Below are 24727 nucleotides of genomic sequence, written 5' to 3'. Positions count from 1 at the left end.
AGTTTCGGCCCAAGCGCAAATGCTGGGGCTGAAGCGGCGAAGCGATCCAGAATCTGCCCAGCCCCCTGGATTGCTTCGCTGCCTCGCGACGACGGGTTGAACAGAGTGGCTGACGTTTTTGCAACTGGATCGTCTTTTCGGAGAGAGCGATGAAGCGCTTCAACCTTTCGGCCTGGGCCGTCAGCCATCCGACGCTGGTCCTGTTCCTGATGCTCATACTCGGCGTCGCCGGCTTCTTCTCCTATCAGAAGCTCGGGCGAGCCGAGGATCCGTTCTTCACGGTGAAGGTGGTCAACGTCTCCGTGATCTGGCCGGGCGCGACCGCGCAGGAGATGCAGACCCAGGTCGCCGATCCCATCGAGAAGAAGATCCAGGAGCTGCCTTACTTCGAGAAGGTGCAGACCTATTCCAAGCCTGCCTTCACCGCGCTCCAGGTGACCTTCCGCGACTCGACGCCGCCGAAGGACGTGCCTTACCTCTTCTATCTGCTGCGCAAGAAGCTGGTCGACGTGCAGGGCCAGCTGCCCTCGGGCATCCTCGGACCCGTCGTCAACGACGAGTTCTCCGACGTCGATTCGATCCTCTACATGATGACCGGCGACGGCGCCGACTATGCCCAGCTCAAGAAGGTGTCCGAAGGCTTCCGTCAGCGCCTCCTGAAGGTGCCGGGCGTGACCAAGGTTGACGTCTACGGCAATCAGGACGAACGCATCTTCGTCGAGTTCAGCCACGCCAAGCTCGCCACCCTCGGCATCACGCCGCAGGCGCTGTTCGACTCGCTCGCCAAGCAGAACAACGTGACCCCGGCCGGCACGGTCGAGACCTCCTCGCAGCGCGTGCCGCTGCGTGTCACCGGTGCGCTCGACGGCGCCAAGGCCGTCGCCGAGACCCCGGTCGAGAGCAACGGCCGCGTCTTCCGCCTGGGGGATATCGCCACCGTCACCCACGGCTATGTCGATCCGCCGAGCTTCGTCGTGCGCCAGGAAGGCAAGGCCGCGATCGGCATCGGCGTCGTCACCGCCAAGGGCGCCAACATCCTCGATCTCGGCAAGGAGGTCGAGAAGGCCACCGCCGAGTTCATGAAGGCGGTGCCGCAGGGCATCGATGTCAAGCTCATCGCCGACCAGCCCAAGGTGGTCGAGCACGCCGTCGGCGAGTTCGTGCACTCCTTCATGGAAGCGCTCGTCATCGTGCTGTTCGTCTCGTTCCTGGCGCTGGGCTGGCGCACCGGCATCGTGGTCGCGCTGTCCGTGCCGCTGGTGCTCGGCATCGTCTTCATCGTCATGAACACGATGTCGCTCGACCTGCACCGCATCACGCTCGGCGCGCTGATCATCGCGCTCGGCCTTCTGGTGGATGACGCCATCATCGCGGTCGAGATGATGGTGGTGAAGATGGAGCAGGGCTGGGACCGCATGCGCGCGGCGTCCTTCGCCTGGGAATCCACTGCGTTTCCGATGCTCACGGGAACGCTGGTCACGGCCGCTGGCTTCCTCCCCATCGGCTTTGCCAATTCCGCGGTTGGCGAATATGCCGGCAGCATCTTCTGGATCGTGGCGATCGCGCTGGTCGCCTCCTGGTTCGTGGCGGTGATCTTCACGCCCTATATCGGTGTCATGCTGCTGCCGAACATCAAGGTGCACCACAACCACGATCCGCACGCCGTCTATGAGACCCGCATGTACCGCGGCCTGCGCGCCGTCGTGCAATGGTGCGTCAATCACCGCATCACCGTGGTGGTCGCGACCGTCGGTGTCTTCGCCGCCTCGATCGTCGGCTTCGGTCATGTCCAGCAGCAGTTCTTCCCGCTGTCGGAGCGGCCCGAGCTGTTCCTCCAGCTGCGCCTGCCCGAGGGCACCGCCTTCAACGTCACCGAGAAGGCGGTGAAGAAGGCCGAGACGCTGCTCAAGGACGACAAGGACATCGAGACCTATACCGCCTATGTCGGCCAGGGCTCGCCGCGCTTCTGGCTCGGTCTCAACCCGCAGCTGCCGAACGAGGCCTTTGCCGAGGTCGTCATCGTCGCCAAGGGCGTCGAGGCGCGCGAGCGCATCAAGGCCAAGATCGAAAATGCGGCTGCCGAGGGCTTTCTGTCCGAGGCGCGTGTCCGTGTCGACCGCTTCAACTTCGGTCCGCCGGTCGGCTTCCCCGTGCAGTTCCGCGTGATCGGCCCCGACGCCAACAAGGTGCGCGAGATCGCCTACCAGGTCCGCGACGCCATGCGGCAGAACAAGAGCGTCAAGGATGTCCAGCTCGACTGGAACGAGCAGTCGCCCTACCTCAAGCTCGTCGTCGACCAGGATCGCGCCCGCGCCATGGGCCTGACCCCGCAGGACGTGTCGCAGGCGCTCGCAATGCTGATCTCGGGCTCGCAGGTCACGACCGTACGCGACGGCATCGAGAAGGTCGGCGTGGTCGCCCGTGCGGTTCCGTCCGAGCGCCTCGACCTCGGTGGCGTCGGCGACCTCACCATCACCTCGCGCAATGGCGTTGCCGTGCCGCTCCAGCAGATCGCCAAGATCGAGTACGCCCACGAGGAGCCGATCATGTGGCGGCGCAACCGCGACATGGCGATCACCGTGCGCTCCGATGTCGTCGACGGCGTGCAGGCGCCCGACGTCACCAACCAGATCACGCCGAAGCTGAAGGCGATCAAGGATCATCTCGAGCCGGCCTACCGCATCGAGCCGGGCGGCGCGTTCGAGGAATCCGCCAAGGGCAACGCCTCGATCTTCATCCTCTTCCCGGTGATGGTCATGGTGATGCTGACGCTGCTGATGATCCAGCTTCAGAGCTTCTCGCGCCTGATCCTGGTGTTCCTGACCGCGCCGCTCGGCATCGTCGGTGCGTCCCTGGGCCTCAACGTCGCCAACGCCCCGTTCGGCTTCGTGGCGCTGCTCGGCCTGATCGCGCTCGCCGGCATGATCATGCGCAACACGGTCATCCTGGTCGACCAGATCGAGACCGACGTCAGCCACGGCCTGACCCGGCGCGAAGCGATCGTGGAGGCGACCGTCCGCCGGGCCCGCCCCGTGGTGCTGACGGCGCTCGCCGCCATCCTGGCCATGGTCCCGCTGTCGCGCTCGGCGTTCTGGGGCCCGATGGCGATCACCATCATGGGCGGCCTGTTCGTGGCGACCTTCCTGACGCTCCTGTACCTGCCGGGCCTCTACGCCCTGTGGTTCAGGAAGAGCCTGGACGAGGCCGGCACCCCCGAGCAGCCTGCCGCGCCGCAGCATGGGAGCGATGACCCGCACGCAATTCCGCTTGCTGAAGCGGCTGAATAAATGAGAAGACTGCTGACTGACGAGTCCTGACACATGACACTGATTGCGGAACATATCGAAGGCGACACCCGGGATCGTATCCTCGAGGTGGCCGAGCGGCTGTTCCGCCAGATCGGCTACCAGAAGACCACGGTCGGGGACATCGCCAAGGAGCTCAGGATGAGCCCCGCCAACGTCTATCGCTTCTTCGAATCGAAGAAGGCGATTCACCAGGCGGTGGCGCGGGGCCTGATGGGCGAGGTTGAGCTGGAGGCCCAAGCGATCGTGGCGCGGCCCGGCGCGGTACTCCCGCGCTTCCGCGAGCTGCTCACCACCATCCACCGCATGAACACCGAGCGCTATGTCGGCGACAACAAGCTGCACGAGATGGTCGCGATCGCGATGGAGGAGGACTGGGACGTCTGCGTCGCCCATATGGAGTGTATTGCCGGGGTGATCGGCCAGATGATCGCGCAAGGCGTTGCCTCCGGCGAGTTCGAGGCGCCCGACCTGCAACTGGCTTCGCTGTGCGCCTGCACTGCGATGATACGCTTCTTCCACCCCCAGATGATCGCCCAGTGCGCCACCAAGCCGGGCCCGACCATCGACCAGATGATCGATTTCGTCATCGCGGGTCTGTCGCCGCGTCACTGACGGGCTGGGCCGTTTCCTCCTATAAGCAAGCTGTCCGCCCCGGAATGACGGGCCGGTGGCGGGCAAGGACGGACCAACAAACTCCGTCATTGCGAGCGTAGCGAAGCAATCCAGAGTCCCTCCGCGGATACATTCTGGATTGCTTCGCTGCGCTCGCAATGACGATCAGGGGAAAGCCAGCGTGACCGACAAAGACCTGTACTTCTACGAGCCCTCCAAGGGCCACGGCCTAAAGCACGATCCCTTCAACGCCATCATCGCGCCGCGGCCGATCGGCTGGATCTCGTCCCGCAACTCCAAGGGCCACGTCAACCTCGCGCCCTACAGCTTCTTCAACGCGTTCTGCTACGTGCCGCCGATCATCGGTTTCTCCTCCACCAACTGGAAGGACACGGTCGAGAACATGGAGCAGACCCGCGAGTTCGTCTGGAATCTCACCACAATGGACCTCGCCAGGCACATGAACGCGACCGCCGCGCATGTCGCGCCTGAGGTCGACGAGTTCGAGATCGCGGGCCTCACCGCCGTGCCCGGCAAGCTCGTCAACGTGCCGCGCGTCGGCGAGAGTCCCGTCGCCTTCGAATGCAAGGTATCCGACATCGTCCGCCTCAAGGGCGCCGACGGCAAGGAGGCCGACGCCTGGCTGACGCTGGGCGAGGTCGTCGCCGTCCACATCGACAAGGCCATGATCAAGGACGGCGTCTACCAGACCGCCGCCGCCCGCCCCATCGTCCGCGCCGGCCGCCGCGGCGACTATTTCGAGATCAAGCCGGAAAACATGTTCGAGATGGTGCGGCCGGATTAGGCCGGCGCTTCTCTCTCTACCGTCATTCCGGGGCGCGCCGTCAGGCGCGAGCCCGGAATCCATACTCCCGATCGCGGTTATGGATTCCGGGCTCACGCTTCGCGTGCCCCGGAATGACGATGTGGAGGTATCTCCCCCATTCCCCCTCCCGGAACTGCCACCACGTCCCGCCCGTTATGGCCCCTGGGCGGCCGCCCGGCCGCGTCAATTTCGCAGGCGAAGTGTTCACCTCCGCCCGCCACTTTCCGCTAAAATGTCGGTCACCCGCGCTGATCCATGAGGTTTTGCCATGAGCTTCCGCCGCGACACCATCACAAAACCGATCTTCTCCTGGGCGCGCGGCGTGCTGCCGGCGATGTCCGACACCGAGCGCGAGGCGCTGGAGGCCGGTGACGTCTGGTGGGACGCCGATCTGTTCACCGGCAATCCCGACTGGGCGAAGCTGCTGAAGGTCCCGCAGGCGACCCTGACCGGCGAGGAGCAGGCCTTCCTCAACGGCCCGGTCGACGAGCTCTGCGCCATGCTCGACGAGTGGAAGATTTTTTGGGAATGGCGCGATTTGCCGCCGGATGTCTGGCACTTCGTCAAGCGCGAGAAATTCTTCGGCATGATCATCCCGAAGGAGTTTGGCGGCCTCGGCTTCTCGCCCTACGCCCATTCGGAAGTCGTGCGCAAGATCTCGACCCGCTCGATCGCTGCCGCCGTCACGGTGATGGTGCCGAACTCCCTCGGCCCCGGCGAGCTCCTCATGCGCTTCGGCACGAAGGAGCAGCAGGCGCGCTGGCTGCCGCGGCTCGCCGACGGCCGCGACATTCCCTGCTTCGGCCTCACCAGCCCCGAAGCCGGCTCCGACGCCGCCTCGATGGTCGACACCGGCATCATCTGCAAGGGCGAGTTCGAGGGCCGCGAGGTCATTGGCCTCAGGCTCAACTGGCACAAGCGCTACATCACGCTCGGCCCGGTCGCGACGCTGCTCGGGCTCGCCTTCAAGGCCTATGACCCCGACCACCTCGTCGGGAGCCAGGAAGAGCTCGGCATCACCGTCGCACTGATCCCGACCAATCTGCCCGGCGTCAAGATCGGCCACCGCCATTTGCCGTCGATGCAGGTCTTCCAGAACGGCCCGAACTGGGGCCGCGACGTCTTCATCCCGCTCGACTACGTCATCGGCGGCAAGGAGCGCCTCGGACAGGGCTGGAAGATGCTGATGACGGCGCTCGCCGCCGGCCGCGGCATCTCGCTGCCGTCGCTGTCCGCGGCCGGTGCCGCCTATGCCGCCCGCACCACCGGCGCCTATGCCCGCATCCGCGAGCAGTTCGGCATCTCCATCTCCAAATTCGAGGGTGTCGAGGAGCCGCTCGCGCGCATTGTCGCCACCGCCTATCAGCTCGACGCGGCGCGCCGGCTGACCTGCGCGGCGCTGAATGCCGGCATCCATCCCGCCGTCATCTCCGGCATCATGAAGCTGCACGCGACCGAGCGGATGCGCATCGCAGTCGACGACGCCATGGACATTCACGGCGGCAAGGCCGTGATCGACGGTCCGCAAAACTATCTCGGCAATCTGCACCGCGCCGTGCCGGTTGGCATCACGGTCGAGGGCGCCAACATCCTGACCCGCAACCTCATCGTGTTCGGGCAGGGCGCCATCCGCGCGCATCCCTATCTGCTCGACGAGATGAACGCGCTTGCGGACACCGACCGCGCGCGCGGGCTCACCGCGTTCGACAAGGCGTTCTGGAAACATGCCGGCCACAGCTTCCAGACGCTGTTGCGTGCGTTCGGCCGGAGCTGGAGCTTCGGCGCCTTTGCGCTTGCGCCGGATGCGGGCGATGCCACGCGATTCTATCGCCAGCTCGCGCGCTACTCCGCGGCCTTTGCGCTCTGCGCCGACATGGCGCTGCTCACGCTCGGCGGCGCGCTCAAGCGCAAGGAGATGCTGTCGGCGCGCTTCGGCGACATCCTCTCCGAGCTCTATTTGCTCTCGGCCGCGCTGAAACGCTGGCAGGACGAGGGCCGGCAGAAGGAAGACTTCGCTGCGCTGGAATGGTGCATGGCGACCGGCTTCAAAACGATCGAGAACCGGCTTGCCGAGATCCTCGCCAATCTGCCCAATCGTTTTGTCGCTGTCATCCTCAAGCTCATCGTCCAACCCTTCGGCGCGCGGGTGCTCGGCCCGTCCGACCGTGTCGTGCACCAATGCGCCAGCCTCGTGCTGGAGCCTTCGGCCGCGCGCGAGCGTCTCACGCCGGATCTCGCTTATGTCGACGACGATGGCGGCTTTGCCCGGCTGGAGCGCGCGTTCAAGCTGGTTGCGGGCACCGATGCCATCGCCAAGCGCCTGCGCGCGGCGCATGTCCGGGACTGGAAGGATGGCGTCGCCAAGGGCGTGATCACGCAGGCCGAAGGCGAGCAGCTTGCTGCCGCTCATGAAGCCGTCACAAAAGTGATCGAGGTCGATGATTTTGCGCCGGAAGTGCTGTCGCCGATTTACAAGAAAACCGGAGATGTGCATCAGTTCTTCCAGGAACTCGGTGAACAGAGGGCGGCGAGCTGATGGCACGACCGGTATTCATCGTCGACGGCAGCCGGACGCCGTTCTTGAAGGCGCGCTCGGGGCCGGGGCCGTTCACACCGGTCGATCTCGCCGTGCAATGCGGACGGCCGCTCTTGGCGCGCCAGCCGTTTTCGCCCACAAGCTTCGACCAGGTCATCCTCGGCTGCGTCAACGTGATCGCGGACGAGATGAATCCGGCTCGCGTCGCGGCGCTCCGGCTCGGCATGGGCGAGGACATGGTCGCCTTCACCGTGCAGATCAATTGCGGCTCCGGCATGCAGTCGATCGACACCGCCTACCGCTACATCCGCGAGGGCCACGCCGACATGATCCTGGCCGGCGGCACCGAGGCGCTGAGCCACGCGCCGCTGGTCTGGCCGAATTCCGGCGTGCGCTGGTTCGCCGGCCTTGCCACCGCCAAGGGCGTCGCCGCGAAATTGGCCGCCTCCTTCAAATTGCGGCCGCGCTATCTCAAGCCGATCATCGGGCTGGAGCGCGGGCTCACCGACCCCATCACGGACTTGAACATGGGGCAGACCGCCGAGGTCGTCGGCCATCTCTTCGGCATCACCCGCGCGCAGTCCGACGCCTACGCCGCCGAGAGCCATCGCCGGCTCGCGCATGCGCAGGCCGAATGTTTTCTGAAGGGCGAGGTCGAGACGGCGTTCTCCCGCGACGGCAAGTTCTTCGACCATGATGACGGCGTGCGGCCGGACTCCACGGCCGAGACGCTCGCAAAACTGAGGCCGGTGTTCGAGCGCCCCTGGGGCCAGGTGACAGCCGGCAATTCCTCGCAGATCACCGACGGCGCCTCCTGGGTGATCCTCGCTTCCGACGCGGCAGTCGCAAAACACAAGCTGACGCCGAAGGCCGTCATCGTCGACAGCAACTGGGCCGCGCTCGATCCGGCTATCATGGGGCTTGGCCCCGTGATGTCGGCGACGCCGCTGCTCCAGCGCAACAACCTCACCATCAACGACGTCGAGACCTGGGAGCTGAACGAAGCTTTCGCGACGCAGGTGCTCGGTTGCCTCGCCGCCTGGAACGACGACAAGTTCTGCCGTGAGATTTTGGGGCTCGACGGTGCGGCCGGCGAGATCGACCGTGACAAGCTCAATGTCGATGGCGGTGCGATCTCGCTCGGCCATCCGGTCGGCACCTCCGGCAACCGCATCGTGCTGCATCTGGTCAATGCGATGAAGCGCCTCGGCACCCGGCGCGGCGTCGCCACCGAATGCATCGGCGGCGGGCTTGGCGGCGCTATGCTGATCGAGGCGGTGTGACCATGGATTCCAGGATCATGTCCGCTCTCGGCGACCGCGTGCTGACGCTCGGGCCCCAGCCCGCGGCCGACGGCCCCTACAAGCACTTCAAGCTGACGCGCGATGCCGACGGCGTCGCCTGGCTGCTGTTCGACCGCGCCGAGACAAGCGCCAACACGCTGTCCTCCGACGTGATGGAGGAGTTCGACGCGGTGCTCGCGGCGGTCGAGACCGAGCGCCCTGCAGGCCTCGTGATCCGCTCGGCCAAACCGTCCGGCTTCATCGCCGGCGCCGACGTCAACGAATTCCGCGGCGCATCGGATCCCGAGATGGTGGAAACGCGCATCCGCGCCGCACATGCCGTCGTCGATCATCTGGAGGCCTTGAAGCTGCCGACGGTCGCGGTCATCCATGGCTTCTGCCTCGGCGGCGGCCTCGAGGTCGCGCTCGCCTGCCAGTCGCGCATCGCCATCGACGGCGCGCGCTTCGGCTTCCCCGAGGTGATGCTGGGCCTGCATCCCGGTCTCGGCGGCACTGCGCGCTTTACCGCACTGGTCAATCCGACCCAGTCGATGGCGCTGATGCTGACCGGCCGCACCATCGATGCACGCCGGGCCAAAGCGCTCGGCCTCGTCGACACCGTGACGCAGGAGCGCCACGTCCGTGGCGCCGTGAAGGACGTGCTGTTCGGCCGGCTGAAGCGGGCCAGGCCTGGTCTGCTCACGCGCGCGGCCAATCTCGGACCGGTGCGTGGACTGCTCGCCAAGCGCATGCGCTCGGAGGCTGCGAAGGCGGCACCGCGTGAGCACTATCCGGCGCCTTACGCGCTGATCGATCTCTGGGAGACGCATGGCGGCAGCAAGGCTGCGATGCTGGGGGCCGAGCAGGCGTCATTCGCCAAGCTGATGGTGACGCCGACGGCGCAGAATCTCATCCGCGTCTTCTTCCTGCGCGAGCAGATGAAGAAGGCGGCAGGCTCCGGCAACACGGTGAAGCATATCCATGTCATCGGCGCCGGCGCCATGGGCGGCGACATCGCGGCGTGGTGTGCGGGGCAGGGGCTGCGGGTCTCGCTCGCCGACATGAAGGCGGAGGCGGTCGCGGGCGCGGTGAAGCGCGCGGCCGAGCTTTACGGCAAGATCATCCGCAAACCCACCGAGGTGCGCGACGCCCTCGATCGCCTGCTTCCGGACATGGATGGGGAGGGGGTCCGCAACGCCGATCTCGTCATCGAAGCGGTGCCGGAAAAGCTCGAGCTGAAGCAGAAGGTCTATGCCGGTCTCGAGCCGCGGATGAAGCCGGGTGCGATTCTTGCGACCAACACCTCGAGCATTCCGCTTCAGGATTTGCGCACCACGCTGGCGCGGCCGGAGCGGCTGGTCGGACTGCACTTCTTCAATCCGGTGTCGCGGCTGCAACTGGTCGAAGTCGTCAGCCATGACGGCAACGATCCGCAAGTGTTGAAAGAGGCGCTCGCCTTCGTCGGCGCGATCGACCGCCTGCCGCTCGCCGTGAAGAGCTCGCCCGGCTTCCTCGTCAACCGCGCGCTGACGCCCTACATGCTGGAGGCGATGGTGATGCTGGACGAGAAGACCGACCAGCGCCTGATCGACGCCGCGGCCGAGCAGTTCGGCATGCCGATGGGGCCGATCGAGCTGGCCGACCAGGTCGGGCTCGACATCTGCCTCGATGTCGGCGACATGCTGCGCACCAAGTTCGGCGATCTGTTGCCGCCGACACCCGCCTGGCTGCGCGAGAAGGTCGCCAAGGGCGAGCTCGGCCGCAAGACCGGCAAGGGCTTCTACACCTGGAGGGACGGCAAGGCGGAGAAGGCGCCGCTCTCCGAGACCGGCCCGCGTGTGACCGACCAGATGATCGACCGCCTGGTGCTGCCGATGTCCAACGTCTGCGTCGCGGCGCTTCGCGAAGGCATCGTCGACGATCCCGATGCGGTCGATGGCGCCATGATCTTCGGCACGGGGTATGCACCGTTCCGCGGCGGTCCGCTGAACTATGCGCGCTCCCGCGGCGTGGATAATGTCGTGTCCACCTTGCGTGAGCTCGCCGATCGATTCGGCGGACGTTTCGCGCCTGACGCGGGCTGGGACAATTTCAAGTGAGCAATCTCAAGTGAGAGAGGCATGAACGAGCAGGCGAATACCGGGCCGAGCGGCGATCTCTGCATCCGCACGCTGGCGATGCCCGCCGACACCAACGCGAACGGCGACATTTTCGGCGGCTGGCTGCTCAGCCAGATGGACGTCGGCGGCGGCGTGTTCGCCTCGAAGGTCGCGAAGTCGCGCACCGTGACGGTTGCGATCGAGGCGATGAACTTTCGCAAAGCCGTCTATGTCGGCGATCTCGTCTCGGTCTATGCCAATCTCGTGCGTGTCGGGCGCACCTCGTTGACGGTGCATCTGGAGGCGTGGGCGCTGCGCCGCGGAGAGGAACATCCGTTCCTCGTCACCGATGGCAACTTCACCTACGTCTCGATCGACGAACACGGCCGCCCGCAGGCGGTTCGCCCGTCCGACACGGTGATCGCGACGTAATCGCGCGCGGTGTATGACCGCGCGGCGTTGCATCCGCGCTCGTCGCGTCTTCGCCAAGAACAAGTCATAAAACGGATGAGGTCCCGGCGTACTCCATTGCGAGTCGATTCGGGGTGGAAACGGCCTCAAATGCCCAGGAACCTTTGGGCAGAAGTGTCGTTATTTGCCCGCACTTGAGGAATCCACGGGCCATGCCGGACAGCTACATCATCGAAGTCAATTCGCAGACCGCAGGTATCGTCGTTCGTTCTCAAGGAGGCTACTGCTTTTTCGCCTCGTCCGACCGCTTCTACCGCCTCGAAGGCCAGCTCTTCCGCAACGCCCGCGAAGCCGAGCGCGCCGCGCGCAAGCTGGTTAACGGCGATGTGACGGAAGCGGCGTAATTTCGCCTGTCATTCCGGGGCGCGCGGCCGGAATCCATCGTGCCACAGAGAATGTCGATGAATGGAGTCCGGGTCCGCGCCTTTCGGCGCGTCCCGGAATGTCGCCGTTGATCACAATTTCGTCGCCGCGCGTGACAGCAGCTTCCAGTCGTCGCCCTGCTTCTGCCAGTTCATCAGGATGTGAAGGTTGGTCGGCACTTTTTTCCCATCGGCTGCCATCTCCTGTTCCGCCACCCAATGGAAGCGCACGATCGCGGCCGGGCCGACGACCTTGATGGTCGGGTCCTTGTATTCGACCGACAGGAATTTCGATTTGCCGTCGGTGGCGTTGGTGATGAAGGTCGCCTTGTCCTCCACCTTGCCGCTGGAATGGCTGTAGCTCAGATCGTCCCAGCACAGCGTGCCGAGCGCCTTCGGGTCGGCCGCGATCTGGGCGAGGCGGAAGGCCTCCACCTTCTTCGCCACGGCCTCTTCGTCCGCTGAGGCGGCCAGCGCCGGTGTCGCGAGAGCGAGCGCGGAGACGGCAAGAGCCGGAACGGCAAGAGCCGGAACGGCAAGGGTCGAGAGAGCCAGATCGCGTCGGTTGATCGTCATCGTTTCCTCCTTTTTGATCTTGAAGAGAGTGTTGCAGCCACGCGCGGCTTTGTCGAGTGGTCACGTCGTCGTCATGCGCATGCGTCATTGCGTGATCGCAGCCATATTGATACGTGTCGCGCATCGATGCGTCGTGCATTTGGGAAAGTACGGAAATGATCGAGGCCAAGGACAATGCGACGGGCAGGGCATTGCTGTTCGACATCGACGGTACGCTTGCCAATACCGATCCGCTGCACCTGAGGGCTTTCAACGAGGTGCTCGGTCCTCACGGCCATGTCTTCGATCACGCGCGGTTCTCGAGGGAGCTGCAAGGGTTCGCCAATGTATCGATCGGGGAGCGCTTTCTGCCCGACGAGGCGCCGGAACGGCGCGCCTTGATCCTCGATGAGAAGGAGGAAGTCTTCCGCGCGCTCGTCGCCGGGCAGATCGAGCCGCTGCCGGGCCTGATGGCGCTGCTCGACCGGGCGGACGCGGCCGGCGTTCCCATGGTTGCCGTGACCAACGCACCGCGTCTCAACGCCGAGCTGCTGCTCTCCGGCCTCGGCATCACGCACCGTTTCAAGGGCCTTGTGATCGGCGACGAGCTGCCGCACGGCAAGCCGCATCCGCTGCCCTATCAGGAAGGGCTGCGCTTCGCCGGCGCGAGGCCGGAAACCTCGGTCGCATTCGAGGACTCCCGCACCGGCGTGCAATCGGCCACGGCGGCCGGCATTCCGACCATCGGGATCCGGACCAGCCTCGGCCATGCCGACCTGATTGCAGCCGGCGCGGTCGCCTCCGCCAGCGGCTTCGACGATCCGGACCTGCTCGCGCCTCTGGCGGCCGCGATGGCGTGGTGAGAGGCCTCGTCCGTTAACCGTGATCGGCGCGCGCATTGACCGATCGCCCGAACCGCCGCACCATGCACCTTCCAGACTTGAGGCCATTGCCGTGACCGGATTGACCCATCGCCAAGCCGAAATCCTCAACATCGCGCGCGCCTCCGGCCGCGTCATGGTCGAGGAGCTGGCGCGCCGGTTCGAGGTCTCGGCGCAGACCATCCGCAAGGATCTCAACGACCTCTGCGAACGGCGCTCGCTGACCCGCATCCATGGCGGCGCCATCATCGCCTCGGGCGTGGAAAACCTCGCCTATGAGGCGCGCCGCTTCGTCGCCGCCGAGGAGAAGAAGGCGATTGGGGCTGCGGCCGCCTCGCTGATCCCGAACGGATGCTCGCTCTTCATCAACATCGGCACCACGACGGAGGAGGTCGCGAGCGCGCTGACCTCGCATGAGGATCTCCTCGTCATCACCAACAACCTCAATGTCGCGATGCTGCTCTACCGCCATCCCCGTATCGAGGTGGTGGTCGCCGGCGGCACGGTGCGGCGTGCCGACGGCGCAGTGGTCGGCTCGACCGCGACGCAGCTGATCGGCCAGTTCAAGGTCGATTACGCCATCATCGGCGCCTCCGCGATCGACGAGGAGGGCGCGCTGCTCGACTTCGACTATCGCGAGGTGCAGGTCGCGCAAGCCATCATCGCCAATGCCCGCAGCGTCATGCTGGTCGCGGATTCGACGAAGCTTCGCCGCAGCGCACCGGTGCGCATCGCCCACATGACCCAGATCCAGACCTTCGTCACCGACCAGGAGCTGCCCGAACGCCTCGCCACCATTTGCCACAGCAAGGGCATCGAAGTGGTGGAGGCGATGCCGAAGGGAGCGGATATTGATGATGTGCAGGCCGACGCTCAGGAACCCGCACCGGTGGTGCGGCTGAGATAGGACTATGGGTCCCACGGGTTGAGCAGGGGGACGCCGAATGCCGCAAAATCCTTCACATTGCGCGTGACGAGCGTGAGGTCGTTTGCAAGCGCAGTCGCGGCAAAGAAGCCATCCATGACGGACAGGGCAACGCCGCTGCGGCGGCTCTGAGCCGTCAGGTCGCCCCAGCGCTCGGCCACCGCCTGGTCGATCGGCAGGACACGTTCGGCAAACCGCGTCGGCAGATCGTGGGTAAGCCACGCGGCCAGTGCCGAGCGCCGCCGGCCATCCTCCAGCAATGCGATGCCGCGGCGAAGCTCGGCGATCGATGCAACGCTGATGAACGCGCGATCCTCATCGATCGTATCGAGCCACGCCAAGACTTTCGGCGAAGGCGCGGGCCGCTGAACCTCCGACAGCACGTTGGTGTCGAGCAGCAGGTTCACGGCATCTCGTCGCGTGGCGCGTCGTGCACGCGTTCAAGTTCAAGGTCGGCGCCGCGCAGCGGAGAGGCCAGCAGGAATTCGGCCAGCGTGCCTTTGCGTGCGGCCTTGCGCGCCCATTCCTCGGCGGAAACGACCACGGCGTTCGGCTTGCCGTGACGGGTGATGACCTGGGGGCCGGTTTGGGCACGGTCGATCACCTCGGACAGTCGTGCCTTGGCGTTGGCAAGCGTCCACGTGCCATCAGCCGGAAGCGTGTCGGGTGCAGGGTTGTGATCGGCCATTCGGGTGAGAACCAATATAACTATAATGACTATAATTCTGTGTGGCTGACCATTCAAGAGTGCGGTTGCTTATGGAATCGCAGTCCAAGCTGCTCATTTCCTCGGCCGATTGCCCACCAAAAAAGTTCCGCTTTCACTTCCTTTCGCCTCTCTTTCATCTTGCTTTCGCTTTTCGGTGTGATCTAATCAAAAACGAAAGTAACCACTCGAAGGAACGAGTGAGTCGCCGGGGGATGCGTCTGTTGGAGCGTATTTTCGACCTCGCCATCATCGGAGGCGGTGTTAACGGCTGCGGCATCGCGCGCGACGCGGTGGGCCGCGGCAACACGGTTTTCCTGTGCGAAATGAACGATCTGGCGAGCGGGACGTCGTCCTGGTCGACCAAGCTGGTGCATGGAGGCCTGCGCTATCTCGAATATTACGAGTTTCGCCTGGTCCGCGAAGCGCTGATCGAGCGCGAGATCCTCTGGGGCATCGCGCCCCACATCATCCGCCCGTTGCGTTTCGTTTTGCCGCATCACGCAGGGCTCCGCCCGGCCTGGCTGCTGCGCCTCGGCCTCTTCCTCTATGACCACATCGGAGGCCGCCACCTGCTGCCGGTGACGCGCTCGGTCGATCTCAGGCGCGACGAGGTCGGCCGTCCGCTGATCCCGAATCGCTATACCCGCGCGTTCGAATATTCCGACTGCTTCGTCGATGACGCCCGCCTCGTCGTGCTCAACGCGCGCGATGCCGCCGACAAGGGCGCCGAGATCCGCACCCGCACCCGTGCCACCGAGATCCGCCAGGCCGACGGCATCTGGACCGTCAGCATGGTCAACACGCTGACCGGTGCACGCTCATCCATCCAGGCCCGGGCGCTGGTCAATGCCGGCGGCCCCTGGGTCGAGGACGTGCTCGGCCGCGGCGCCGGCGTCAACGCGAAAGCCAAGGTGCGCCTGGTGCAGGGCTCGCACATCGTGGTGAAGAAACTCTACGACCACGACCGCGCTTACATGTTCCAGAACGCCGACGGCCGCATCATCTTCGTGATCCCGTATCAGGACGATTTCACGCTGATCGGCACCACCGACCGCGACTATGATGGCGATCCCGCCAAGGTGAAGGCGACGGCCGAGGAGATCCAGTATCTCTGCGCCGCCGCGAGCGAATATCTGGCCAAGCCGGTGACGCCGGAGGACGTGGTCTGGACCTATTCCGGCGTGCGCCCGCTCTATGACGACGGCGCCAGCGAAGCCAAGGCCGCAACGCGCGACTACGTGTTCGAGCTCGACACGCCCGGCGGCGCGCCGCTGCTCTCGATCTATGGCGGCAAGATCACGACCTACCGCCGCCTTGCCGAAGAGGCGCTGGAGCGGCTTTCGCCCTATCTCCGCAGCGCGAAAGCCCGCGAAGGCTGGACCGGCAAATGGCCGCTGCCTGGTGGCGACATGGATGTGTCCGACATCGACGGGCTGATCGCCGAGCTCCAGCGGGGCTATCCCTTCCTCGGCCACGCGCATGCGCGCCGCCTCGCGCGCGCCTATGGCACCCGCGCCATCAAGCTGCTCGGTGACGCGAAATCGGCCGCCGATCTCGGCCAGTCCTTCGGCGCGACGCTCACCGAGCGCGAGGTCCGCTACCTCATGGCCAACGAATGGGCTGTGACCGCCGAGGACATCGTCTGGCGCCGCTCCAAGCTCGGCCTGCGACTATCTGCCGACGAGATCGCGGCGCTTGACGACTGGATCAGGACCCACGCCGTGCCGCAAAGTCCCCTGCTGGAAGCGGGAGGACGCTCATGACCGTCATGCTCGATCACGTGACCAGGACCGTCGATGGTGTTGCGCACATCCGCGATGTCTCGCTGACGCTCGAGAGCGGCACGCTCAACGTGCTGCTCGGGCCGACGCTGTCGGGCAAGACCTCGATCATGCGGCTGCTGGCCGGCCTCGACAAGCCGACCACGGGCAAGGTGCTGGTCAACGGCAAGGACGTCACCGGCGTCGACGTGCGCCAGCGCTCGGTCGCCATGGTCTATCAGCAGTTCATCAACTACCCCTCGTTCACGGTCTACGAGAACATTGCCTCGCCCTTGCGCGTGCAGGGCAAGCCGCGCGATGAGATCGAGGCGCGCGTGGCGGAAGCGGCAAGGCTGCTCAGGCTCGAGCCGTTCCTGAAGCGCACACCGCTCCAGCTTTCCGGCGGCCAGCAGCAGCGCACTGCGATGGCGCGCGCGCTGGTCAAGGGCGCCGATCTCGTGCTGCTCGACGAGCCGCTCGCCAATCTCGACTACAAGCTGCGCGAGGAGCTGCGCGCCGAGCTGCCGCGCATCTTCGAGGCCTCGGGCGCGATCTTCGTCTATGCCACCACCGAGCCGACCGAAGCGCTTCTGCTCGGCGGCAACACGGTGTGCATGTGGGAGGGCCAGGCGCTTCAGATCGGCGGGACGCCCAACGTCTACCGTCGTCCGCAGACGCTGCGCGTCGCGCAGGTGTTCTCGGATCCGCCGCTCAACCTCGTCGGCATCGAGAAGAAGAACGGTTCGGTGCAATATGCGGGAGGTATCGCCGCGCCGGCGTCCGGCCTCTATTCCTCTCTCGCCGACGGCGTCTATCGCGTCGGTTTTCGCGCGCATCAGCTTGCGCTCGCCAATGGCGAGACCGACCGCCACGCCTTCCATGCCACGGTGACGGTGACCGAGATCACCGGTTCGGAGAGTTTCGTGCATCTGACCCGCGACGGATTGAACTGGGTGGCGGTGCTGCACGGCGTGCACGAGTTCGAGCCCGGCCAGTCCATCGATGCCGTGCTCGATCCCAACGACGTCTTCGTATTCGACGCGGCTGATCGCCTCGTCGCAGCTCCAAGCTCGTGAGGGGGATGCGCCATGGCCCGCATTGACCTCGTCGATCTCGCCCACTCCTACGGCGGCAACTCTGCGCCGCAGGAAAGCTTTGCGCTGAAGCCGGTGACCATGACCTGGCGGCAGGGCGGCGCCTATGCGCTGCTCGGGCCGTCCGGCTGCGGCAAGACCACGCTGCTCAACGTCATCTCCGGCATCATCACGCCGTCGCGGGGGAAAATCCTGTTCGACGGCAAGGACATCACACCGCTGTCAACCCAGAAGCGCAACATCGCCCAGGTGTTCCAGTTTCCGGTGATCTACGACACCATGACGGTGGGGCAGAACCTGGCGTTTCCGTTGAAGAACCGCGGCGTGCCGAAAGCCGAGATCGACAGGCGCGTCGCCGAGATCGGCCGCCTGCTCGACCTCGAGCCCTACCTGAACCGCAAGGCGACGCGGCTCACGGCCGACGCCAAGCAGAAGATCTCGCTCGGCCGCGGCCTCGTGCGCAACGACGTCGCCGCGGTGCTGTTCGACGAGCCGCTGACCGTGATCGATCCCGAGCTGAAATGGCAGCTGCGCTCGAAGCTCAAGGCGCTGCATCGCGAGCTCGATCTCACGATGATCTACGTCACCCACGACCAGACCGAGGCGCTGACCTTCGCCGACACCGTCGTCGTCATGCATGACGGCCGCGTGGTGCAGAGCGGCACGCCGGCGGAGCTGTTCGACAAGCCGGCGCACACCTTCGTCGGCTATTTCATCGGCTCGCCCGGCATGAACATCCTGCCGGCCGAGGTGAGGGGACGAGAGGCGCTGATCGACGGCCACGTCATCGCGCTGAACCGTAGCTACGATCATTTGCCCGCGGGCGCGAAGATCGAGATCGGCGTTCGGCCGGAATTCGTCGAAGCCGTCGCGCCGGCGCCGGGCCTGCTCTCCGCGAAGATCGAACGCATCGACGATCTCGGTCGCATCCGCTTCGCGCGCACGCGCCTCGGCGATGCCAAGCTCGCGGCGCGTGCGCCGGCGGGCTTCACCGGCGCGGACGGCACCGCCGGGCTGAAGTTCGATCCGTCGCATGTTCACGTCTATGCCGACAGCCTTCTGGTGGAGGGAGCCGCCTGATGGACAAGACCATCAACCAAAAAGCCTGGTTCCTGGTGCTGCCGGTGTTCCTGGTCGTCGCCTTCTCGGCCGTGCTGCCGTTGATGACGGTGGTGAACTATTCGATGCAGGACACGTTCGGCAACAACCAGTTCTTCTGGAACGGCGTCGGCTGGTTCAAGGAGCTGCTCGATCCCTCGACCGATCTCGGCGGCCGCTTCCTCGCCTCGCTCGGCCGTAATCTGTTCTTCTCGCTGGTGATCCTCGCCATCGAGGTGCCGCTCGGCATCGTCGTCGCGCTGTCGATGCCGCGCGACGGCTGGACCGTCGCGGCCTGCCTCGTCATCCTCGCGCTGCCGCTGCTGATTCCGTGGAACGTGGTCGGCACCATCTGGCAGATCTTCGGCCGGCCGGACATCGGCCTGCTCGGCTATGTGCTCAACCACATCGGCTTCGACTATAATTACGTCTCCAACGACATCGACGCCTGGGTCACCGTCATCGTGATGGACGTCTGGCACTGGACCAGCCTGGTCGCGCTGCTCTGCTACGCCGGCCTGAAGTCGATCCCGGAGGCCTATTACCAGGCGGCGCAAATCGACGGCGCCTCGCGCTGGGCGGTGTTCAAGGCGATCCAGCTGCCGAAGATGAACCGCGTGCTACTGATCGCGGTGCTGCTGCGCTTCATGGACAGCTTCATGATCTACACCGAGCCGTTCGTCGTCACCGGCGGCGGACCCGGCAACTCGACCACCTTCGTCTCGATCGAGCTGGTCAAGATCGCGCTCGGCCAGTTCGACCTCGGCAAGGCTGCCGCGCTGTCGCTGGTCTACAACCTCATCATCCTGATCGTCTGCTGGATCTTCTACACCGTCATGACCAATGCCGGTGTCGAACGCAAAGTCCAGGCGGAGAGCGAGCCGGGGGTGGAGCCCAAGGCTTCGGCCGCGCTCAAGCCCGTGCCCGCGTTCAAGCCAAAGGAAGGAGTGGCCTGATGCATTCGATCCCCGGCCGCCGCCTCATCATGGGGCTGTTCCTGGTCTTCCTGCTGCTGCCGATCTACTGGCTGGTCAACATGAGCTTCAAGACCAACAGCGAGATCGTCTCGACGATGACGTTGTGGCCGCACACCCCGACGCTCCAGCACTACAAGCGCATCTTCACCGACGAGAGCTGGTATTCCGGCTACATCAACTCGCTGGAATACGTCGTCCTCAACACCATCATCTCGATCTCGGTGGCGCTGCCGGCGGCCTACGCGTTCTCGCGCTACCGCTTCCTCGGCGACAAGCATCTGTTCTTCTGGCTGCTGTCGAACCGCATGGCACCGGCTGCGGTCTATGCGCTGCCGTTCTTCAACCTCTATTCGGCGATCGGGCTGTTCGATACGCCCTGGGCCGTCGCGCTCGCGCACTGCATCTTCAACGTTCCGCTGGCGGTCTGGATCCTCGAAGGTTTCGTCTCCGGCGTGCCGCGCGAGATCGACGAGACCGCGTTCCTCGACGGCTATTCCTTCCCGCGCTTCTTCATCAAGATCCTGGTGCCGCTGATCGCCAGCGGCATCGGCGTCGCCGCGTTCTTCTGCTTCATGTTCTCCTGGGTCGAGCTGCTGCTCGCGCGCACGCTGACCTCGGTGCAGACCAAGCCGATCGCGGCGATCATGACGCGCACGGTGTCGGCCGCGGGCATGGATTGGGGCCTGCTGGCCGCGGCCGGCGTGCTCACCATCATTCCGGGCGCGCTGGTGATCTGGTTCGTCCGCAATTACATCGCGCGCGGCTTCGCGCTCGGCCGGGTGTAGGGAGGCTGTTATGGAATCCATCGCATGGATGGCCTGGACGCTGCCGACTGCGATCTTCTTCGCCGCGCTTGCCTGCACGCTTGCGGCGATGACGTGGCTCGCGGCGGTCTATCCCGAGGCCGAGCGCGTCGGCGTGCTGCGCATCCCGACCACGCGCGGCGACCGCCTGTTCGTCTCGCTGATTGCGGCCGCCGTCATCCACCTCGTGTGGATCGGCCTCGTCGGCAACGACGCGATCGCCACGCTGCCGATCGGCGAGGAGGGTTTTGAGATCTCGAGCCTGTGGCTCGCGAGTGGGATTTCGCTGGCCACGGCCGTGCTCATTTTCCGCACGGTCTGAAGCTCGCGAAGGGACGGCCAGATCCGGGGGCAACCCGGGCCTGTATAAAATTTTGTCGCTGCAACGGAGGAACAACATGCGACAGTTTAGGAGAAGGAAAGGTCCATTGACCAAGAGCAGTTTTCTGACCATGTCCAGCACTGCCGCGCTTCTGGCGGCGTCGTTCGCCGTCTCGGCGCCGGCTCGTGCTGCCGACGACGCCGCGATCCAGAAGTGGATTGCGGAATTCCAGCCCTCGACGCTGTCGAAGGAAGACCAGAAGAAGGAGCTGGAGTGGTTCGCCAAGGCCGCCGAGCCCTTCAAGGGCATGGAGATCAACGTCGTCTCCGAAACCATCACGACCCACGAATACGAATCGCAGACGCTGGCCAAGGCGTTCTCCGAGCTCACCGGCATCAAGCTCAAGCACGACATCATCCAGGAAGGTGACGTCGTCGAGAAGCTGCAGACCCAGATGCAGTCCGGCAAGAACGTCTATGACGGCTGGATCAACGATAGCGACCTGATCGGCACGCACTTCCGCTACAATCAGACGATCGCGCTGTCGGACTACATGACCGGCGAGGGCAAGGACGTCACCGATCCCATGCTCGACGTCAACGACTTCATCGGCAAATCGTTCGGCACGGCGCCGGACGGCAAGCTCTACCAGCTGCCCGACCAGCAGTTCGCCAATCTCTACTGGTTCCGCTACGACTGGTTCACCAACCCCGACTACAAGGCCAAGTTCAAGGCCAAGTACGGCTACGAGCTCGGCGTGCCCGTGAACTGGTCCGCCTACGAGGACATCGCCGAGTTCTTCACCAACGACATCAAGGAGATCAACGGCGTCAAGGTCTACGGCCATATGGACTATGGCAAGAAGGACCCCTCGCTCGGATGGCGCTTCACCGACGCCTGGCTGTCGATGGCCGGCAACGGCGACAAGGGCATTCCGAACGGTCTGCCGGTCGACGAGTGGGGCATCCGCATGGAAGGCTGCCGTCCGGTCGGCTCCTCGGTCGAGCGTGGTGGCGACACCAACGGTCCGGCCGCGGTCTACTCGATCACCAAGTACCTCGAGTGGATGAAGAAGTACGCGCCGCCGCAGGCCCAGGGCATGACGTTCTCCGAGTCCGGCCCCGTGCCGGCCCAGGGCAACATCGCCCAGCAGATGTTCTGGTACACCGCCTTCACCGCCGACATGGTGAAGCCGGGCATCGCCGTGATGAACGCGGACGGTACGCCGAAGTGGCGTATGGCTCCGTCGCCGCACGGTTCGTACTGGAAGGAAGGCATGAAGCTCGGCTACCAGGACGCCGGCTCCGTGACGTTGTTGAAGTCGACCCCGGCGGATCGCCGCAAGGCAGCCTGGCTCTATCTCCAGTTCATCGTCTCCAAGACGGTGTCGCTGAAGAAGAGCCATGTCGGTCTCACCTTCATCCGTGAATCCGACATCTGGGACAAGTCGTTCACCGAGCGTGCGCCGAAGCTCGGCGGCCTGATCGAGTTCTACCGCTCGCCCGCGCGCGTGCAGTGGACCCCGACCGGCAACAACGTGCCCGACTATCCGAAGCTCGCCCAGCTCTGGTGGCAGAACATCGGCGATGCGTCGTCCGGTACGAAGACGCCGCAAGCCGCGATGGACGCACTGGCCGCTGCCCAGGACTCCGTCATGGAGCGCCTGGAGAAGTCCGGCGTACAGGGCGCCTGCGGTCCGAAGCTGCACAAGAAGGAGTCGGCCGAATACTGGTTCGCCAAGGCCCAGAAGGACGGCACCATCGCTCCGCAGCGCAAGCTCGCCAACGAGAAGCCGAAGGGCGAGACGGTCGACTACGACACGCTGATCAAGTCGTGGCCGGCCACCCCGCCCAAGCGCGCGGAAGTGAAGTAAGCCTCGCGCAGAGCGTCATCAAGCACGAAAGGCCGGGAGCGATCCCGGCCTTTTTCTTCTGGTCGAGTCAGGTGCGCTCGCAATGGCGAGATTGTGGGACGGCCTTACCGCACCACAACGGTCATCGCCCGCGAAGGCGGGCGATCCAGTACGCCCCGGCCTCTCGGATGAATCTCACTGCTGGTGGAATACTGTCATGCCCCGCCTTCGCGGGGCATGACGGCGTGTGGAGAGGACCTACTCCGCCGCCTCGGCCGCCAGCGTCGGGTAGTCCGTGTATCCCTTCGCGCTGCCGCCGTAGAACGTCGTCTTGTCCCAGTCGTTGAGCGCCGCGCCGGTCTTCAGCCGCTCGACGAGGTCGGGGTTGGAGATGAACGGCTTGCCGAACGCGATGAGATCGGCGGCGTTCGCGTCCAGCACCTTGGTCGCGAGATCGAAATCGTAGCCGTTGTTGGCGACGTAGGCGCCGGAGAAGCGCTTGCGCAAGGACGCGTAGTCGAACGGGGCGAAGTCGCGCGGCCCGCCGGTGGCGCCCTCGACGACGTGGAGATAGACCAGCTTCAGCGCGCTGAGGCCGTCGACGATGTGATCGAACAAGGCTTGCGGATTGCTGTCGGAGACGTCGTTGGCCGGCGTCACCGGCGAGATGCGGATGCCGGTGCGGTCGGCGCCGGCCTCGGCGGCAACTGCCCTGGAGACCTCGAGCATCAGCCGCGCGCGGTTCTCGATGGAGCCGCCGTAGGCGTCGGTGCGCTTGTTGGCGCCATCCTTGGCGAACTGGTCGAGCAGATAGCCGTTGGCGCCGTGAATCTCGACGCCGTCGAAGCCGGCCTCCAGCGCATTCTTCGTGGCGCGCTTGAAGTCGTCGATGATCCCTGGAATTTCGGAGAGCTCGAGCGCGCGCGGCTCGGAGACGTCGGCAAAGGTGCCGTTCACGAAAGTCTTGCCCTTGGCACGGATCGCGCTCGGCGCCACCGGGGCTGCGCCATTGGCCTGGAGGTCGACATGCGAGATGCGACCGACATGCCAGAGTTGGATGAAGATCTTGCCGCCGCGCTCATGCACCTTGTCGGTGACCTTGCGCCAGCCGGCGACCTGGTCCTTCGAGTAGATGCCGGGGGTGTCCTGGTAGCCCTGGCCCTGCTGCGAGACCTGGCTCGCTTCGGTGATCAGCAGGCCCGCGGAGGCGCGCTGGCCGTAATAGTCGGCGGCGAGCGCGCCGGGGACGAACGTGCCGGGAATGGCGCGGTTGCGCGTCAGCGGCGCCATCACCAGGCGATTGGCCAGCGTGATCGGGCCGAGCTTGTAGGTCTCAAACAATTTGGTCGAACGGCTCATGGGATGCTTCCAGGCGGTGAGAGGTCCGGAACACTTGTGCATCGCGGCAATCAGCGCAAGGGAGGAGCCATACGGAAAGTGCAGGCGAGCTACGCGGCAAGGTCCGCGTAGCATAATTCATGTGCAATTCGGGCCGCGGCGGCGGATTTGATCTCCCTGCCGCGCCCGCTTGATATGCGGGCTTAGTTCGCGCCGAGGAAATCGCGCTTGCCGATCTCGACGCCGTTGTGGCGCAGGATGCCGTGCGCGGTCGTGGCGTGGAAATAGAAGTTGGGCAGCGAGAACGCGCTGAGGAATTGCTGGCCCTTCATGGTGATGGATTTGTCGGGGCCGGCCGGGAAGGTGACGTCCTTGGTGTCGGCGCCCTCGAATTGCGCGGGCTTGAACGACTTCACGTAGTCGATCGTCTTGGCCAGCCGCTGCTTCAATTCGGCAAAGCTGGTCTCGGTGTCGGGCGTCGAGGGCACGTCGCTGTGGGTCAGCCGTGCGCAGCCCTTGGCGGCGAAATCGCTGACGAGCTGGATCTGCTTCGACAGCGGCAGCATGTCCGGGAACAGGCGGGAGCCGAGCAGGACGCTCGGGTCGACCTTCTTGGCCGCGCAATGCGCCTCGGCTTTGGTGAGCAGGCCGGTCAGGCTGTTCAGCATCTGCAAATAGGCGGGGACGACGGCGTCGTAGAAGGACATGTGATGCTCGCTTCAATGGTGGGAAATCTCAGGAGAAAACCTGAGCCACTCACATGGGAACGTCATGGAAAAATACAATCGCGAAAGCGGCTTGTGCGGTGCGAAAATTCTACGGCGCCGGCTTGCCACGATGCCGTTCGTGCCACTCCCTCGCTGTCGTCGCCCGGCTTGGCCGGGCGATCCAGTACTCCGAGACGTTTGTGGTCAAA

General features: G+C 65.1%; 22 protein-coding genes. 17 read left to right on the top strand and 5 right to left on the bottom strand.

Annotation, left to right across the window (positions count from 1 at the left end):
* Window positions 1–149 precede the first annotated feature (149 nt).
* The 8 genes from BM118_RS23050 (at window position 150) to BM118_RS23015 (ending at window position 11479) form a co-directional block, all read left to right on the top strand.
* On the top strand, window positions 150–3287 hold the full coding sequence (locus tag BM118_RS23050) for an efflux RND transporter permease subunit (RefSeq protein ID WP_092187778.1): 3138 nt from the start codon (window positions 150–152) through the stop codon (window positions 3285–3287).
* A gap of 33 nt (window positions 3288–3320) precedes the next feature.
* On the top strand, window positions 3321–3920 hold the full coding sequence (locus BM118_RS23045; RefSeq protein ID WP_092187777.1) for a TetR/AcrR family transcriptional regulator: 600 nt from the start codon (window positions 3321–3323) through the stop codon (window positions 3918–3920).
* A 181-nt stretch (window positions 3921–4101) separates the two neighbouring features.
* Window positions 4102–4725 (top strand): flavin reductase family protein, encoded by a 624-nt coding sequence (locus BM118_RS23040; protein WP_092187776.1) that lies wholly within the window; start codon window positions 4102–4104, stop codon window positions 4723–4725.
* Between the two features lie 289 nt (window positions 4726–5014).
* The gene (locus BM118_RS23035) at window positions 5015–7282 is read left to right on the top strand and encodes an acyl-CoA dehydrogenase (RefSeq protein ID WP_092187775.1); all 2268 of its coding nucleotides are present in this window, start codon (window positions 5015–5017) and stop codon (window positions 7280–7282) included.
* Window positions 7282–8565 (top strand): acetyl-CoA C-acetyltransferase, encoded by a 1284-nt coding sequence (locus BM118_RS23030; RefSeq protein ID WP_092187774.1) that lies wholly within the window; start codon window positions 7282–7284, stop codon window positions 8563–8565. Before BM118_RS23035 ends, BM118_RS23030 begins: the two co-directional genes overlap by 1 nt.
* A gap of 2 nt (window positions 8566–8567) precedes the next feature.
* The gene (locus tag BM118_RS23025; RefSeq protein WP_177234589.1) at window positions 8568–10664 is read left to right on the top strand and encodes a 3-hydroxyacyl-CoA dehydrogenase NAD-binding domain-containing protein; all 2097 of its coding nucleotides are present in this window, start codon (window positions 8568–8570) and stop codon (window positions 10662–10664) included.
* A gap of 21 nt (window positions 10665–10685) precedes the next feature.
* Window positions 10686–11096 carry an acyl-CoA thioesterase gene (locus tag BM118_RS23020; RefSeq protein WP_092187772.1) on the top strand — a complete coding sequence of 137 codons (411 nt, stop codon included), beginning with the start codon at window positions 10686–10688 and terminating at the stop codon, window positions 11094–11096.
* A gap of 191 nt (window positions 11097–11287) precedes the next feature.
* A complete protein-coding gene (locus BM118_RS23015) occupies window positions 11288–11479 on the top strand; it encodes a single stranded DNA-binding domain-containing protein (protein ID WP_092187771.1) in 192 nt (63 codons plus the stop codon).
* A 111-nt stretch (window positions 11480–11590) separates the two neighbouring features.
* Here BM118_RS23015 and BM118_RS23010 read toward each other — a convergent pair whose 3' ends face one another.
* Window positions 11591–12073 carry a nuclear transport factor 2 family protein gene (locus BM118_RS23010; protein WP_092187770.1) on the bottom strand — a complete coding sequence of 161 codons (483 nt, stop codon included), beginning with the start codon at window positions 12071–12073 and terminating at the stop codon, window positions 11591–11593.
* Between the two features lie 155 nt (window positions 12074–12228).
* Between BM118_RS23010 and BM118_RS23005 the strand changes: the two genes are divergently transcribed.
* Together BM118_RS23005 and BM118_RS23000 are read left to right on the top strand one after the other, a co-directional pair.
* Entirely contained in the window at window positions 12229–12915 is a 687-nt protein-coding gene (locus BM118_RS23005; RefSeq protein WP_177234588.1) for an HAD family hydrolase, read from the top strand.
* 91 nt (window positions 12916–13006) lie between these two features.
* The gene (locus tag BM118_RS23000) at window positions 13007–13840 is read left to right on the top strand and encodes a DeoR/GlpR family DNA-binding transcription regulator (RefSeq protein WP_092187981.1); all 834 of its coding nucleotides are present in this window, start codon (window positions 13007–13009) and stop codon (window positions 13838–13840) included.
* Between the two features lie 2 nt (window positions 13841–13842).
* Here BM118_RS23000 and BM118_RS22995 read toward each other — a convergent pair whose 3' ends face one another.
* Window positions 13843–14265 carry a type II toxin-antitoxin system VapC family toxin gene (locus BM118_RS22995; RefSeq protein WP_092187768.1) on the bottom strand — a complete coding sequence of 141 codons (423 nt, stop codon included), beginning with the start codon at window positions 14263–14265 and terminating at the stop codon, window positions 13843–13845.
* Window positions 14262–14546 carry a type II toxin-antitoxin system Phd/YefM family antitoxin gene (locus BM118_RS22990; protein ID WP_092187767.1) on the bottom strand — a complete coding sequence of 95 codons (285 nt, stop codon included), beginning with the start codon at window positions 14544–14546 and terminating at the stop codon, window positions 14262–14264. The genes BM118_RS22995 and BM118_RS22990 overlap by 4 nt, the downstream gene beginning before the upstream one ends.
* Before the next feature lie 233 nt (window positions 14547–14779).
* Between BM118_RS22990 and glpD the strand changes: the two genes are divergently transcribed.
* From glpD to BM118_RS22955, 7 genes are all read left to right on the top strand, one after another.
* Window positions 14780–16330: a glycerol-3-phosphate dehydrogenase gene (gene glpD, locus BM118_RS22985; RefSeq protein WP_092187766.1), complete on the top strand. Its 1551-nt coding sequence runs from the start codon at window positions 14780–14782 to the stop codon at window positions 16328–16330.
* Entirely contained in the window at window positions 16327–17403 is a 1077-nt protein-coding gene (locus BM118_RS22980) for an ABC transporter ATP-binding protein (protein WP_092187765.1), read from the top strand. Before glpD ends, BM118_RS22980 begins: the two co-directional genes overlap by 4 nt.
* A gap of 12 nt (window positions 17404–17415) precedes the next feature.
* Entirely contained in the window at window positions 17416–18501 is a 1086-nt protein-coding gene (locus tag BM118_RS22975) for an ABC transporter ATP-binding protein (RefSeq protein ID WP_092187764.1), read from the top strand.
* A complete protein-coding gene (locus BM118_RS22970) occupies window positions 18501–19475 on the top strand; it encodes a carbohydrate ABC transporter permease (protein WP_092187763.1) in 975 nt (324 codons plus the stop codon). The genes BM118_RS22975 and BM118_RS22970 overlap by 1 nt, the downstream gene beginning before the upstream one ends.
* Window positions 19475–20281, top strand: a complete 807-nt coding sequence (locus BM118_RS22965) for a carbohydrate ABC transporter permease (protein ID WP_035699955.1) — start codon at window positions 19475–19477, stop codon at window positions 20279–20281. The genes BM118_RS22970 and BM118_RS22965 overlap by 1 nt, the downstream gene beginning before the upstream one ends.
* 10 nt (window positions 20282–20291) lie before the next feature.
* Entirely contained in the window at window positions 20292–20621 is a 330-nt protein-coding gene (locus tag BM118_RS22960; protein ID WP_092187762.1) for a DUF2160 domain-containing protein, read from the top strand.
* A gap of 130 nt (window positions 20622–20751) precedes the next feature.
* Entirely contained in the window at window positions 20752–22494 is a 1743-nt protein-coding gene (locus tag BM118_RS22955) for an ABC transporter substrate-binding protein (RefSeq protein ID WP_177234634.1), read from the top strand.
* Between the two features lie 237 nt (window positions 22495–22731).
* Here the strand turns inward: BM118_RS22955 and BM118_RS22950 are convergent, their stop codons facing one another.
* Together BM118_RS22950 and BM118_RS22945 are read right to left on the bottom strand one after the other, a co-directional pair.
* A complete protein-coding gene (locus tag BM118_RS22950) occupies window positions 22732–23832 on the bottom strand; it encodes an alkene reductase (protein WP_092187761.1) in 1101 nt (366 codons plus the stop codon).
* A gap of 182 nt (window positions 23833–24014) precedes the next feature.
* A complete protein-coding gene (locus tag BM118_RS22945; RefSeq protein ID WP_092187760.1) occupies window positions 24015–24518 on the bottom strand; it encodes a DUF1993 domain-containing protein in 504 nt (167 codons plus the stop codon).
* Between the last annotated feature and the right edge of the window lie 209 nt (window positions 24519–24727).

This window comes from Bradyrhizobium sp. cf659, from assembly GCF_900113725.1.
Lineage (GTDB): Bacteria > Pseudomonadota > Alphaproteobacteria > Rhizobiales > Xanthobacteraceae > Bradyrhizobium.
The sequence above is the reverse complement of the archived record's forward strand: the minus strand, read 5'-3'. Positions and strand labels throughout refer to the sequence as shown.

What these genes read in the sequence shown, in the direction of transcription:
- BM118_RS22955 (WP_177234634.1), top strand. Translation starts at nt 20,752, where the DNA reads ATGTCCAGCACTGCCGCGCTTCTGGCGGCGTCGTTCGCCGTCTCGGCG.
- BM118_RS23050 (WP_092187778.1), top strand. Translation starts at nt 150, where the DNA reads ATGAAGCGCTTCAACCTTTCGGCCTGGGCCGTCAGCCATCCGACGCTG.
- BM118_RS22960 (WP_092187762.1), top strand. Translation starts at nt 20,292, where the DNA reads ATGGAATCCATCGCATGGATGGCCTGGACGCTGCCGACTGCGATCTTC.
- BM118_RS23020 (WP_092187772.1), top strand. Translation starts at nt 10,686, where the DNA reads ATGAACGAGCAGGCGAATACCGGGCCGAGCGGCGATCTCTGCATCCGC.
- BM118_RS22945 (WP_092187760.1), bottom strand. Translation starts at nt 24,518, where the DNA reads ATGTCCTTCTACGACGCCGTCGTCCCCGCCTATTTGCAGATGCTGAAC.
- BM118_RS23035 (WP_092187775.1), top strand. Translation starts at nt 5,015, where the DNA reads ATGAGCTTCCGCCGCGACACCATCACAAAACCGATCTTCTCCTGGGCG.
- BM118_RS23015 (WP_092187771.1), top strand. Translation starts at nt 11,288, where the DNA reads ATGCCGGACAGCTACATCATCGAAGTCAATTCGCAGACCGCAGGTATC.
- BM118_RS22990 (WP_092187767.1), bottom strand. Translation starts at nt 14,546, where the DNA reads ATGGCCGATCACAACCCTGCACCCGACACGCTTCCGGCTGATGGCACG.
- glpD (WP_092187766.1), top strand. Translation starts at nt 14,780, where the DNA reads ATGCGTCTGTTGGAGCGTATTTTCGACCTCGCCATCATCGGAGGCGGT.
- BM118_RS23045 (WP_092187777.1), top strand. Translation starts at nt 3,321, where the DNA reads ATGACACTGATTGCGGAACATATCGAAGGCGACACCCGGGATCGTATC.
- BM118_RS23010 (WP_092187770.1), bottom strand. Translation starts at nt 12,073, where the DNA reads ATGACGATCAACCGACGCGATCTGGCTCTCTCGACCCTTGCCGTTCCG.
- BM118_RS22950 (WP_092187761.1), bottom strand. Translation starts at nt 23,832, where the DNA reads ATGAGCCGTTCGACCAAATTGTTTGAGACCTACAAGCTCGGCCCGATC.
- BM118_RS22975 (WP_092187764.1), top strand. Translation starts at nt 17,416, where the DNA reads ATGGCCCGCATTGACCTCGTCGATCTCGCCCACTCCTACGGCGGCAAC.
- BM118_RS22970 (WP_092187763.1), top strand. Translation starts at nt 18,501, where the DNA reads ATGGACAAGACCATCAACCAAAAAGCCTGGTTCCTGGTGCTGCCGGTG.
- BM118_RS23005 (WP_177234588.1), top strand. Translation starts at nt 12,229, where the DNA reads ATGATCGAGGCCAAGGACAATGCGACGGGCAGGGCATTGCTGTTCGAC.
- BM118_RS22965 (WP_035699955.1), top strand. Translation starts at nt 19,475, where the DNA reads ATGCATTCGATCCCCGGCCGCCGCCTCATCATGGGGCTGTTCCTGGTC.
- BM118_RS22980 (WP_092187765.1), top strand. Translation starts at nt 16,327, where the DNA reads ATGACCGTCATGCTCGATCACGTGACCAGGACCGTCGATGGTGTTGCG.
- BM118_RS23030 (WP_092187774.1), top strand. Translation starts at nt 7,282, where the DNA reads ATGGCACGACCGGTATTCATCGTCGACGGCAGCCGGACGCCGTTCTTG.
- BM118_RS23025 (WP_177234589.1), top strand. Translation starts at nt 8,568, where the DNA reads ATGGATTCCAGGATCATGTCCGCTCTCGGCGACCGCGTGCTGACGCTC.